The sequence below is a fragment of the Pseudomonas sp. AGC41 genome, from assembly GCF_057334555.1.
In genome coordinates, this window is record NZ_JBHFJB010000074.1 from 1,129 (window position 1) to 13,153 (window position 12,025).

A 12,025-nucleotide genomic window follows, 5' to 3' on the forward strand; every position below is an offset into this window, starting at 1 on the left:
CCCCCCCCCCCCCCCCCCCCCCACAAAAGAGCGTTCAGTCAGTTCAATTGCGTGCAGCCACCGGCGCCTTGACCCGCTCAGCCTTGCGCCAGGTCAGCAACACAATGCCCGTCACCACGATCGCGCCGCCGAGCACCTGGCCCGGGTTGAGCATCTGGTCCAGCACCAGCCAGCCGATCAGCAGGGTCGCCAGCGGTTCGATGTTCATCACCGGGGCATTGCGTGGCATGTCCAGGCGTGGCACGCACATGAACAACACGATGAACCCGGTGCCGTAAAGCACCACCAGGGTGGCGAGTGCGAGCCAGCCGGTGCTGCTGGCGGGCAGGTCGAGGCCGCCGGGCAGGGCGCCGGTCAGGCCCGCGAGGTTGACGCTGCTGAACACAATGAAAATTGTCAGCAGGCTGCGCACCGAGCCGCGCACCTGGGACAGCTTGTGATCGGTGATCCACAATGCGCAAGCGAACACGCACGCGGCGCAGAATGCCAGGCCAACCCCCAATAGCCATTGCGGGCCTACGTCCGCCTGCGACGATAACCGCGCCGGCACTTCCAGCACGAACACCAGGCCCACCAGGATCATCCCCATCAATATCGCCGTGCGGGCGGTGGGGCGCGGCCCGCCGAGGGCCCAGGTCAGCAGCGCCAACAGGATCGGGAACACGTTACCGACCAACAGCGCCAGCGCCACCGGCACCCGCGCCACGGCCGAATACAGGCACAGGCTCTGGGCGCCGATCAGCAGGCCCAACACCAACTGCCAACGCCAGGCCCCGGCAGGCAGGCGCAGGCTTTGCCGTTGCCACAACACTATCGCTGCCAGCACCAGCAAGGTCCCGCCCGAGCGCAGCAGGATCGCCAGCAGCACGCCGGCACCGTCATCGAACGCCGCCCGCGCGGCGACGTGGTTGCCGGCGAAGGCACACCCCATGCAGAGCAGGATGAGCACGGCGATATGCCGGGGGAAGGGCACAGGAGCATCGGATGCGGCGGTGGAGCGGGTCATGGCAGCAATCTCAAAGGTGTGTACCACCGCAGCAGCGAGGCTTCGGTAGTTTATTTTTTAGTTATAGGTTGTCGTACAACAAGGGGATTTGTACCGGATCCAGCAGAGGGAGACAAGCGCCGGCTCCCGCCTATCGATCCATTCTTCCAGACATTCGCAGCCCCCCGTGGCGAGGGCGCTTGCTCCCGCTCGGCTGCAAGCAGCCGCCAGCTCCACCGCTCAACCCATCCAGAGACTGGCGTACATCCGCCGACGATTTGCTGTACAACAGCTGACCGCTGTGTTGATTCCGGCACCCGGTCCCCTTGAGTTTCCCGCGGAGCAACCCATGCGCCTGGCTGATTTCATTGTCGACAACATCGAACCGATCCTCCAGGCCTGGGAAGATTTCGCCAGGACCATCACCCCGGCTTCCATCGGTATGGATTCGGTAGCGCTGCGCGACCATGCCGAGCAGATGCTGCGCACCATCGCCATTGACCTGCGCACCTCTCAGACCCTGGAGGAGCAGATCGCCAAGTCCCAGGGCGAAGCTCCGGCGGCGGAAGCCGAAACCGCGGCGGAAACCCACGCCGTCATTCGCCAGTCCTCCGGTTTTACCGTGGAACAGATGGTCTCGGAATACCGCGCATTGCGCACCAGCGTGCTGATGTTATGGATGCCCCATGCGCAGCTGGACCAGGCGCAGGCGATGTCGGATGTGATCCACTTCAATGAAGCCGTCGACCAGGCCCTGGCGGAATCGGTGGTCAGTTATTCCGGCGCGGTCGATGCGGCGCGCAATATCTTCCTCGGGATCCTGGGACACGATCTGCGCAGCCCGCTGGGCGCAATCCTGCTGAGTTCCGAAGTGCTCCTGCGCGCCGGCGATCTGCCTGCCAAGGCCACCAAGATTTCCTCGCGCATCTACACCAGCGTCAAACGGGCGAACAAGATTGTCGGCGACCTGCTGGACTTCACCCGTACCCAGCTGGGCGCGGGCATACCGGTGCAGCGCTTCAACGGCGACCTGGTCGCGGCATGCGAAGGCATGGTGGAAGAGGCGCGGGCCTATCATCCGGAAAGCCGCATCCTCTTCGAGCCTCACGGTCCGCTTGAAGGACTGTTCGATCCGGCGCGGATGGAACAGGTTTTTTCCAACCTGATCGGCAATGCCGTGCAGCATGGCGCGGAGGGCGCGCCGATCACGGTATCGTTGAGCCGCGAAGGGGACGAAGCCGTCATTGCAATCAACAACCAGGGCAAGCCCATCGAGAAAGAGGCCATCGCGAGCATCTTCAATCCGTTGATCCGACAATTGCGCAGCGGCGACCTGCAATACGGCCCCACGGCTGGCCTGGGGCTGGGCCTCTATATCGCCTCGGCGATCGTATCGGCCCACCAGGGGACTATCGAAGTCCACTCCAAGGCGCGTGGAGGCACCACGTTCACGGTTCGAATCCCCCTCCACGCCGAGTGATAGCGGCAGGTGAGGATATTTGCTTGTACGATGTCCTATCACGAGGTAAAACAAACGTCCCCGTCCAATAATAATTAACGGAGACGTACGATGGATGCTTCGCAACCTGCAACCGCCGATCAGGGGCGCCGGATTTTCCTGAAAAAGTCCCTGGTGGTCTCGGCCGCCGCCGCGACCCTTGGCAACCTGCCCGGGCTCGCCCAGGCTGAGCCTCTGAGCCAGCGCTATCCGGATCCTCTGGTCCATATCCTCGACCCCAGCTTCATGGACCTGCGTGTTTTCAACGCCAGCGTGGAAAAACTCGCCAGCGGCCTGCGCTGGGCCGAAGGGCCGGTGTGGATCGGCGACGGTCGGTATCTGCTGGTCAGTGACATCCCCAACAACCGCATCGTGCGCTGGGACGAAGTCACCGGTGGGCTGTCGGTGTATCGGGAGAATTCGAACTTCTCCAACGGCATGTGCCGTGATCGCCAGGGGCGGTTGCTGGTCTGTGAAGGCTCGACCACGTCGACCGAAGGGCGGCGTATCACCCGCACCGAACACAACGGCACGATCACCGTGCTGGCCGACCGTTTCGACGGCAAACCGTTGAACTCGCCCAACGACATCGTCTGCAAACGGGATGGCTCGATCTGGTTCACCGACCCGCCATTCCAGACCGGCAACAATTATGAAGGGCATAAAGTTACCCCCGAGCAGCCTCACGCCGTGTACCGCATCGACGGTGAAACCGGCAAGCTCAGCCGCGTCATCGACGACCTGGCGGGGCCGAACGGCTTGTGCTTTTCCCCGGATGAAAAAACTCTCTATGTGGTCGAAGGCAGGGCCAAGCCCAACCGCCTGGTCTGGGCGATCACGGTCAAGGATGACGGCACCCTGGGCGAGCGCCGCAAGCATATCGAAGGCTTGGATTACGCCGCCATCGACGGCATCAAGTGCGATGAGAACGGCAACCTCTGGTGCGGCTGGGGCGGCAACGGCGACCCCAAGGCCGACCTGGAAAAACTCGACGGTGTGCGGGTGTTCAATCCCGAGGGCAAGGCCATCGGGCACATCTCCCTGCCGGAACGCTGCCCCAACGTCTGCTTCGGCGGTCGCGAGGGCAACCGGCTGTTCATGGCCGGCAGCCACTCGTTGTACTCATTGTTCGTGAACACCCGCGGGGCGACGTTCGCCTGACCCAGGCCCTCGCGAATAAACCGTGGCGAGCAAGCTCCTGTGGCGAGGGAGCTTGCTCCCGCTCGACCGGGCTGGCGCTCCAGTGCGCAGCAATCGCAAAGCAAGCTCCCCAACCTCAAGCCAACTTCACATTCATGGTGATCCGCGCCGTGAACACCTTCTTGCCATCCACGTCGTGAATATCCACCGGCACGATCTTGTCGCCTTCGGTCTGCCAGTCCACCTCATCGCCGTTGGCCACCGCCGTCACGTCGCTCTTGGCCTTGGCCAGGTATTCCACGGTCATGCCTTTGGGGATCCACCGGGCGCCGTCCGGAATCGAGACGTTGGTCATCATCCCGGCGGCCAACTCGGCGGCGTTGCACATGGCAATGGCATGCACGGTGCCGAGATGGTTGGTGACTTCCTTGCGAAACGGTACCTGCACCGTCGCCGCGCCCTGGCGCAGCTCCGTGACCAGCGGATTGATGGTGGAAAAGTAAGGTGCCATCTGACAGGCCATTTTGCTGAACGCATCGGGACCTGCGCTGTTGAACATACCGAGAACCTGATTCATGTGAAGCCTCGCTGACAAGGGATTTACGGAACGATCTTCCGTTACAGAATAATATTCTGTGACGGAACGGTATTCTGTTGGCGGCGAATCTGTCAAGCTGCGCGCACTTCGTCATGGGCAGTCGTCTGCCTGATCCTTCAACGAACCGGTTTAAGCCCAGCATGCAAACAACGGAATTACTCGAACGTGCCTTCCCCGGTAGAAGGGCCGAGCTCAAGCGCGATATCTTCAGAAAGGCCCTGGCGCTGTTCAACGAGCAGGGCATCGAGGCGACCACCATTGAAATGATCCGCACCGAATGCCAGACCAGCGTCGGCGCGATCTACCACCATTTCGGCAACAAGGAAGGCTTGGTGGCGGCGCTGTTCTTCACTGCTCTGGACGACCAGGCGCGCTTGCGCGAGCAATACCTGGCCGAGGCGACGACTGCCGAGCAGGGCGTGCAAGCGTTGATCTACAGCTATGTCGATTGGGTCGACAGCCAGCCGGAATGGGCGCGTTTCCAGTATCACGCGCGTTTTGCCGTGACCAAGGGGCCGTTCAAGGACGAACTCGCCAACCGCAACAGCACGCGCAACGGCCAACTCTGGCAGTGGCTGAGCGCGGCGGCGCAGGGCGAGGCGCTCAAGCGTTACCCGGCCGAGCTGATGTTCTCGCTGATCATCGGCGCGTCGGAAAGTTATTGCCGCGCCTGGCTGGCGGGGCGAGTGCCAACCAGCCCCAAGGCCCATCGGGAGTTACTGGCGCAGGCGGCGTGGCGGTCGATCAGCGCTGAGTGATCGAGCGCCGTTCGCAGCTCCACAGTTCTACCGAGGGGTGTTCCGCGGTGGGCGGGCCGAGCCAATGCGCCATGGGCTGGCAATGGCCGGCATGACACAGTTGGTAATCACCGGCCTGGGGCGTTCGGCCCAGCTTCAAGGGTTGCAGCGGCGGCAGTTGCCGATAGTAGTGCCAACTGCCGTTTTCCAGCCGGGCGTTTTCCGGAATTTCCATACCGGCACCGTTGCCCTTGATCCTGGCTTCGCCCAGGACCAGGCCCGTTTCGGTGACGCGATAGTCTTCCTCCCAACGGATCTTCTCGATGGTGTGATCCCACGCCAAGGTGAACTCGCTGAGTTCAAGCTGCGCCCAGACCACGCCGGACAGGCCCAGGCACAAGCCGATCACGCCAAGGCCTGCCCGCTGCGACGTGCGCGCCACAGATGCTGCCCGATCAACAGCGCCCCCAGGACAAAGCCGATTTCATCGGTCAACGGCAGCGCCACCACCAACAATGCCCCGGCGGCAAAACACATCAGCCGTTCCCAGACCGGCATCTTCTGTTGCAGGAAACCGGTGGACGCCATGCCCCACAGGCCGACCGCGAGCAAGGTCTTGATCAGCATGTACGCCGTCATCCAGAGATTGTCGCCCTGGAGCATCAGCGCTGGGTTGTAGACCGTCATGAACGGAATGACGAAGCCGGCAAGGGCGATGCGCACGGCCCAGAAGCTGATCTTCAGGCCACTCTCCCTGGCGATGGGCGCGGCGGCGAAACAGGCCAGGGCTACCGGCGGGGTGAGGTCGGCGAGGATGCCGAAATAGAACACGAACATGTGCGACACGATCAGCGGCACGCCCAGTTCCAACAGGGCTGGCGCGGCGATCGAGCTGGTGATGATGTAGTTGGGGATGGTCGGGATGCCCATGCCCAATACCAGGCAGGTAAGCATGGTCAGGATCAGCGACAGCAGCAGGTTGTCCTTGCCGATGGCGAGGATGTAACCGGCGAAAGTGGACGCTACGCCGGTCAGCGAAACGATTGCGATGATGCTGCCCACCAAGGCGCAGGCGATCCCCACCGGAACGGCATGGCGGGCGCCATCCACCAATGCGTGTAAACAGATGACCAGGGTTTCCCGCGTGCCCTTCATAAACCAGCAGGCGACCACCAGCACGCCGATCACCGCGAAGACGATACCGATGCCCAGCCGGAAGAAGCCGACGCAGAGAATCCCCAGTGCGATCCAGAATGCGCAGCGCAAGGCGTAGTTCGACACTTTGAGGATGATCGCCGAGCCGAGAATCACAATGGCCGTCAATGCCAGCCCGACCATGCCGGAGAACAGCGGAGTGCGCCCGGAAAACAGCAGGTAGACCAGCACTGCCAGCGGAATCAGCAGGTACCAGTTTTCCTTGACCGCGCCCCAGGCACTCGGGCACTGATCCTTGGGTAGACCTCTGAGGTTCGAACGCTTGGCCTCCAGGTGCACCATCCAGAACACCGAGCCGAAATACAGGCAGGCGGGTATCAAGGCCGCCTTGGCGATTTCCACGAACGGCACGTTGATGGTCTCGGCCATGATGAACGCCACCGCACCCATGACCGGCGGCATGATCTGGCTGCCCATGCTGGACGTGGCTTCCACGCCGCCAGCAAATGCCGCCTTGTAGCCAAAGCGTTTCATCAATGGAATGGTGAACTGCCCGGTCGTCACTACGTTGGCAATGCCCGAGCCGGTGATGGTGCCCATCAAGGCCGACGACACCACCGCAACTTTTGCCGGACCGCCGAGTTTGTGGCCGAACAGGCCCATGGAGAAATCGGTGAACAGCTTGATCATGCCGGCTTTTTCCAGGAAGGCGCCGAACAGGATAAAGAGGAAGATATAAGTGGCCGATACGTAGGTCGGCGTGCCGTACAACCCTTCGGTGCCAAACGCCAACTGGTTGATGATCTGGTCCACGCCGTAGCCGCGATGCGCCAGGTCGCCCGGCAGGTATTCGCCGAACAGGCCATAGGCGAGGAACAGGCCGCAGATGATCGGCAAGGCGATGCCCATCACCCGCCGCGCCGCCTCGAATACCAGCACGATCAGGATGATGCCGATGACCATGTCGGCGCTCGTCAGGTCGCCGGAGCGCTGGATCAGGTCGGCCTCGAATACCCACTGATAGAGCGCGGTCGCCATCCCCGCCAGCCCCAACGCCCAGGCCAGGGGTTGCCAGGGGCGTTGCTTGCCGTGGGCCGGGTAGCTCAAGAACACCACCCACAGCAAAAAGCCCACATGCACCGCCCGCAGCACGATGCTGGATACCGGGGAGAAGGCTGCGGTGACGATCTGAAATATGGAAAACAGCAACGCTACATAGAACAGCGTCTTCGGCCAGTCCCGTGGGTCCGTGGCGATGCCGTGCTGGTCTTCACTCATAACGTGCCTGCCTGTCGTCGACGTGCGGATGCCAAACGCAATGCTGCAACGGCGACGAGCGCCGTTGCAGTCCGGGAGTTACAGCGCGCCCACTTCCTTGTAGTAGCGTTCGGCGCCAGGGTGCAGGGCTATCGGCAGGTTCTTCGCGGCGTTTTTCAGGGAAATGTCTTTCGCCGCCGAATGGGACGTGCCCAGGCGATCGAGGTTGTCGAAGAGCAGCTTGGTCATCTGATAGGCCACTTCGTCCGGCACATCCTCGCGGGTCACCAGGATATTGGTGATGGCGACGGTGGGCACGGCGTCAGTTTGTCCGTCGTACGTGTTGGCCGGGATTTGCGCGCTCAAATAGGCCGGGTTACCAATTTTTGCCACGACGTCGGTGGGAATCGACACGTAATTCAATTTCATCGTCGACGCCAGGTCACGAATCGCCGCCATGCCCAGGCCGGAAGATTGCAGCGTGGCATCCAACTGGCGGTTCTTGATCAGATCCACCGACTCGGCGAATGGCAGGTATTGCACCTTCATGTCGCTGTAGGTCAGGCCGGCGGCCTTGAAGATCGCCCGTGCGTTGAGCTCGGTGCCGGATTTCGCCGCGCCGACCGAAACGGTTTTGCCCTTGAGATCGGCCAGGGTCTTGATGCCCGATTCCTCGCTGGCGACGATTTGTATGTAGTTGGGGTAGGCGCCAGCGATGGCCCGCAGCTTGGTCAAGGGTGCCTTGAAGCCGGCGTCTTCCACCCCATTCCTGGCGTCCGCCACCGAGTCGCCCAAGGCAAACGCCAACTCCCCGCGTCCGGCTTGCAGCAGGTTCAGGTTTTCCACCGAAGCCTTGGTGGCCTGGACCGACGTCTTGGAATCCGTGATGCCGCTGCTGTAGATCTGCGAGAGCCCGACGCCAATCGGGTAATACACCCCGCTGGTGCCCCCGGTCAGAATGTTGATGTGGGCCGGCGCAGCATAGGCCGTGGTGGTGACCATCACGGCTGCGGCGGCGGCCAGGGAAATGAAGCGTTTGCTGATTGGCATGGCGACTCTCCGTCTTGTTATGGCTTTAGCAGAGTCTTTCCACTGTAGTCGAAACGGGCCTGATGGCGAGTCGACAACTCCGCTGTGCCTGGTCAGGCCATGCTGGAACCTGGCGCTGCGCTGCTGCCGCGTACAGTCAGCTCGAACGGCAACAGCACGTGCCGCTGGGCGATGGGTCTTTTCTCGATCAGGGCGATGAGCATTTCTACGGCTTTGTGACCAAAGGTTTCCGCCGGTTGGGAAATAGTGGTCAACGGTGGATCGCAATAGGCGGCGAACGGGATGTCGTCAAAACCCACCAGGGAAATGTCCTCGGGCACCCGCAGGCCCATCTGCTTGATGCGCTTGAGCGCGCCGATGGCCATTTCATCGTTCTCGCAGAACAGCGCGCTGGGGCGTTCGGCCAAGGCGAGCATTGCCCCGACGCCGTCGTAACCGGCCTTGAGGGTGAAATCGCCGTGGCAGATCAGTTCGGGGACGATGGCGATGCCGGCGTCTTGCAAGGCGTCCTGATAGCCGGCCACGCGATCGAGGGTCAACGGGCTGCTGCGCGGCCCCTTGATGATGCCGATGCGTCGGTGGCCGAGGCTGATCAAGTGCTCGGTCATGGCCTGTGCGGCGCTGCGGTTGTCCAGGCTGATGGTCGGGTAGGGCGCGTCCTTGACCACTTCGCAGGCATTGACCAGCGGCAACGCGTCGGCGCCGGGCGGCAATGTGAAAAAAGGGTCACTGGCGCGTAGCTGGATCACCCCGTCGGCCTGGTGGGCATAGACCAGCGCGGCGAATTCCTGCTCGATGGCTTCGCGGCCCTGGGTATCGCACAGCAGCAATCGATAGCCGGCCGCTTGCGCCGCCTGTTGGGCACCGCTGATGACCCGGGCGAAAAAAGTATTGGCGATCGCCGGCACCAGGATCACCAAGTTGCCGGTACGGCGAGAACGGAACTGCACCGCCATCAGGTTCGGTCGATAACCGGCCTGCGCCACCGCGGCGTTGACCTTGTCGCGGGTTTCCGGCAGCACGCGTTCGGGTGATTTCAACGCCCTCGACACCGTGGCCACGGATACACCGGCCAGCCGGGCCACTTCACGGATATTCGACAAGATCACCTCGATTCAGCGCCTGGAGACGCAGGCATGGCCGCGAGCTTACCGCAGGTTCGATGCCTGACAAATGCTCATCGGCATCTTCCAGGGTTTGACACGAAGCTAAACCAGGCCTAGATTTCCGCTCATGATGTAACCGGTTACATCATCAGTCCGGACAAAAGAGAATCGCGATGAAACCTGTAGCACCAAAAATAAGAATGGGCTTCGTCGGCGGTGGGGAGGGCGCGTTCATCGGCCAGGCCCATCGTCAGGCCGCGGGCCTGGACGGTGGTTTCGAGCTGGTGTGCGGCGCGTTCAGCCGTGACCCGCAGAATAACCGGCAGACCGGTGAAGCCCTGGGACTGGCCGCGTCCCGCTGTTATCACGACTGGCAGCAGATGCTCGATGCCGAGGCGCTGTTGCCGCTGGACCAGCGCATGGAACTGCTGGTGATCGTCACCCCCAACCATCTCCACGCGCCCATTGCCCGCCAGGCGCTGGCGGCGGGTTTCCATGTGTTCAGCGAGAAGCCTGCGGCATTGAATCTCAAGGAATTGCTCGCGCTCAGGGATGTGCTGCAGGGCAGCCGTTGTCTCTACGGCCTGGCCCACACCTACCTGGGCTACCCGATGGTCTGGCAGGCCCGGGAGATGGTGCGTTCGGGCGTGATTGGCGAGGTGCGCAAAGTGTTCGTCGAGTACCCCCAAGGCTGGCTCAGCCAGGATGTCGCCGCGCAAGGCAACAAACAGGCCGAGTGGCGCGACGATCCGGCACAGTCCGGGTTGGGCGGTTGCATCGGTGACATCGGCACCCATGCTTTTTCTTTGGCGGAGTTCGTCGCCGACCAACCGATCCAACAGCTCTGCGCCGCGCTGGGCACTCATGTCCCCGGCCGGCAACTGGACGACGACGTGGCGATGTTGTTCCAGATGCAACGCGGCGCCAGCGGCGTGTTGCTGGCCAGCCAGGTCTGCACCGGCGAAGAGAACCCGCTGAAGATCCGCGTCTACGGCGACAAAGGCGCCCTGGAGTGGCGCCAGGAACATCCATCGAGCCTGATTCATCGCGCCTTCGATCAACCCCTGCGCATCCTGCGTAGCGGGGTCGGTCAGCCGTGGTTGTGCGAGGCCGCGACGCGCCGCATGCGTTTGCCCGCCGGGCATCCCGAGGGTTATCTGGAAGCGATGGCCAACCTCTACGGCGATTTCGCCCGGGCCATCCGCGAACGCGTCGAAGGCCCCGATGTGCCTGGCGTACCCGGCATCGAAGTCGGCCTGCGCGGCATGGCGTTCATCGAGGCCGCGATCATCAATCACCGTGGCGCGGCGAAGTGGACCGCGCTGAAAACCGGAGCATCGCAGTTGTGAGCAGCCCCGACGAAACACCGAGCGGCCTGCGCGGGCCAGCGATTTTCCTGGCGCAATTCATGTCCGATGAAGCGCCGTTCGACACCCTTGATGACATTGCCCGATGGGCCGCGTCGCAGGGCTACCAGGCGATTCAACTGCCGACCCTCGGCACGCGCTACATCGACCTGGCCCGGGCCGCCGAGAGCCAGGATTATTGCGAAGAGCTCAAGGCCGTCTGCGCATCGGCCGGCGTCGAGATCAGCGAGTTGTCGACGCACCTGCAAGGGCAGCTGGTGGCGGTGCACCCGGCATTCGACGCGCTGTTCGATGACTTCGCCCCGGCCCACCTGCGCGGCCAGCCCGAGGCGCGCACCGAGTGGGCCATCGAGCAACTGCAACTCGCCGCCCGTGCCAGCCAGCGCCTGGGCCTCAAAGCCCACGCGACGTTTTCCGGTGCGTTGCTGTGGCCTTATATGTACCCGTGGCCGCAACGTCCGTCCGGCCTGGTCGAGCAAGGGTTCGCCGAACTGGCCCGGCGCTGGTTGCCGATCCTCGACTGTTTCGACGCGGCCGGCGTTGACCTGTGCTACGAGATCCACCCCGGCGAAGACCTGCACGACGGCGCCTCGTTCGAGCGTTTTCTCGAAGCCGTCGACCATCATCCACGGGCGGCGATCCTCTACGACCCCAGCCACCTGTTGCTGCAACAGATGGACTACCTGGGCTTCATCGATCGCTACCACGACCGTATCCGCATGTTCCACGTCAAGGACGCCGAATTTCGCCCCGATGCCCGTTCCGGGGTTTATGGAGGCTACCAGGGTTGGGTTGATCGCCCTGGCCGGTTCCGTTCCCTGGGCGATGGGCAGATCGATTTCAAGGCGATCTTCAGCAAGCTGACCCAGTACGGCTTCGACGGCTGGGCGGTGCTGGAATGGGAATGCTGCCTGAAGGATTCGCAACAGGGCGCGGCCGAAGGCGCGGCGTTCATTCAGCGGCATATGATCAATCGGGCACGCAAGGCGTTCGATGACTTCGCCGGTGTCACGGCGGATGAAGCGTCCAATCGGCGGTTGCTGGGGTTGCCCCCGGAGCAATGACCTGACCCCGTGGGGGGGGGGGGGGGGGGGCTCCCGCTGGGTGGCGAAGCCGCCCCATAACATTGTTC

Annotated in this window: 11 protein-coding genes; 5 read left to right on the forward strand and 6 right to left on the reverse strand. The window is 62.8% G+C overall.

Going from position 1 to position 12,025, the window contains the following annotated elements:
- Positions 1-43 precede the first annotated feature (43 nt).
- Positions 44-1,006 carry an EamA family transporter gene (locus tag ACE04F_RS13560; protein WP_486107411.1) on the reverse strand — a complete coding sequence of 321 codons (963 nt, stop codon included), beginning with the start codon at positions 1,004-1,006 and terminating at the stop codon, positions 44-46.
- A gap of 328 nt (positions 1,007-1,334) precedes the next feature.
- On the opposite strand from ACE04F_RS13560, the gene ACE04F_RS13565 reads away from it, so the two are divergent.
- Together ACE04F_RS13565 and ACE04F_RS13570 are read left to right on the forward strand one after the other, a co-directional pair.
- Positions 1,335-2,465 carry a sensor histidine kinase gene (locus tag ACE04F_RS13565; RefSeq protein ID WP_486107413.1) on the forward strand — a complete coding sequence of 377 codons (1,131 nt, stop codon included), beginning with the start codon at positions 1,335-1,337 and terminating at the stop codon, positions 2,463-2,465.
- Positions 2,466-2,555: 90 nt separating this feature from the next.
- The gene (locus ACE04F_RS13570) at positions 2,556-3,644 is read left to right on the forward strand and encodes an SMP-30/gluconolactonase/LRE family protein (RefSeq protein WP_486107415.1); all 1,089 of its coding nucleotides are present in this window, start codon (positions 2,556-2,558) and stop codon (positions 3,642-3,644) included.
- Positions 3,645-3,759: 115 nt separating this feature from the next.
- Here the strand turns inward: ACE04F_RS13570 and ACE04F_RS13575 are convergent, their stop codons facing one another.
- On the reverse strand, positions 3,760-4,200 hold the full coding sequence (locus ACE04F_RS13575; protein WP_486107417.1) for a hotdog fold domain-containing protein: 441 nt from the start codon (positions 4,198-4,200) through the stop codon (positions 3,760-3,762).
- A gap of 161 nt (positions 4,201-4,361) precedes the next feature.
- On the opposite strand from ACE04F_RS13575, the gene ACE04F_RS13580 reads away from it, so the two are divergent.
- Positions 4,362-4,979, forward strand: coding sequence for a TetR/AcrR family transcriptional regulator (locus tag ACE04F_RS13580; protein WP_486107419.1), 618 nt, complete (start codon positions 4,362-4,364; stop codon positions 4,977-4,979).
- Here the strand turns inward: ACE04F_RS13580 and ACE04F_RS13585 are convergent.
- The 4 genes from ACE04F_RS13585 to ACE04F_RS13600 form a co-directional block, all read right to left on the reverse strand.
- Positions 4,966-5,367: a DUF1850 domain-containing protein gene (locus tag ACE04F_RS13585; RefSeq protein WP_486107446.1), complete on the reverse strand. Its 402-nt coding sequence runs from the start codon at positions 5,365-5,367 to the stop codon at positions 4,966-4,968. The two genes, ACE04F_RS13580 and ACE04F_RS13585, sit on opposite strands and share 14 nt — an antisense overlap.
- Entirely contained in the window at positions 5,364-7,391 is a 2,028-nt protein-coding gene (locus ACE04F_RS13590; protein WP_486107421.1) for a TRAP transporter permease, read from the reverse strand. The genes ACE04F_RS13585 and ACE04F_RS13590 overlap by 4 nt, the downstream gene beginning before the upstream one ends.
- A 78-nt stretch (positions 7,392-7,469) precedes the next feature.
- Positions 7,470-8,420: a TAXI family TRAP transporter solute-binding subunit gene (locus ACE04F_RS13595; protein ID WP_486107423.1), complete on the reverse strand. Its 951-nt coding sequence runs from the start codon at positions 8,418-8,420 to the stop codon at positions 7,470-7,472.
- A gap of 92 nt (positions 8,421-8,512) precedes the next feature.
- On the reverse strand, positions 8,513-9,523 hold the full coding sequence (locus ACE04F_RS13600) for a LacI family DNA-binding transcriptional regulator (protein ID WP_486107425.1): 1,011 nt from the start codon (positions 9,521-9,523) through the stop codon (positions 8,513-8,515).
- A gap of 176 nt (positions 9,524-9,699) precedes the next feature.
- On the opposite strand from ACE04F_RS13600, the gene ACE04F_RS13605 reads away from it, so the two are divergent.
- The gene (locus ACE04F_RS13605) at positions 9,700-10,875 is read left to right on the forward strand and encodes a Gfo/Idh/MocA family protein (RefSeq protein ID WP_486107427.1); all 1,176 of its coding nucleotides are present in this window, start codon (positions 9,700-9,702) and stop codon (positions 10,873-10,875) included.
- Positions 10,876-10,934: 59 nt separating this feature from the next.
- Positions 10,935-11,957, forward strand: coding sequence for a sugar phosphate isomerase/epimerase family protein (locus ACE04F_RS13610; RefSeq protein ID WP_486107448.1), 1,023 nt, complete (start codon positions 10,935-10,937; stop codon positions 11,955-11,957).
- Positions 11,958-12,025: the final 68 nt, after the last annotated feature.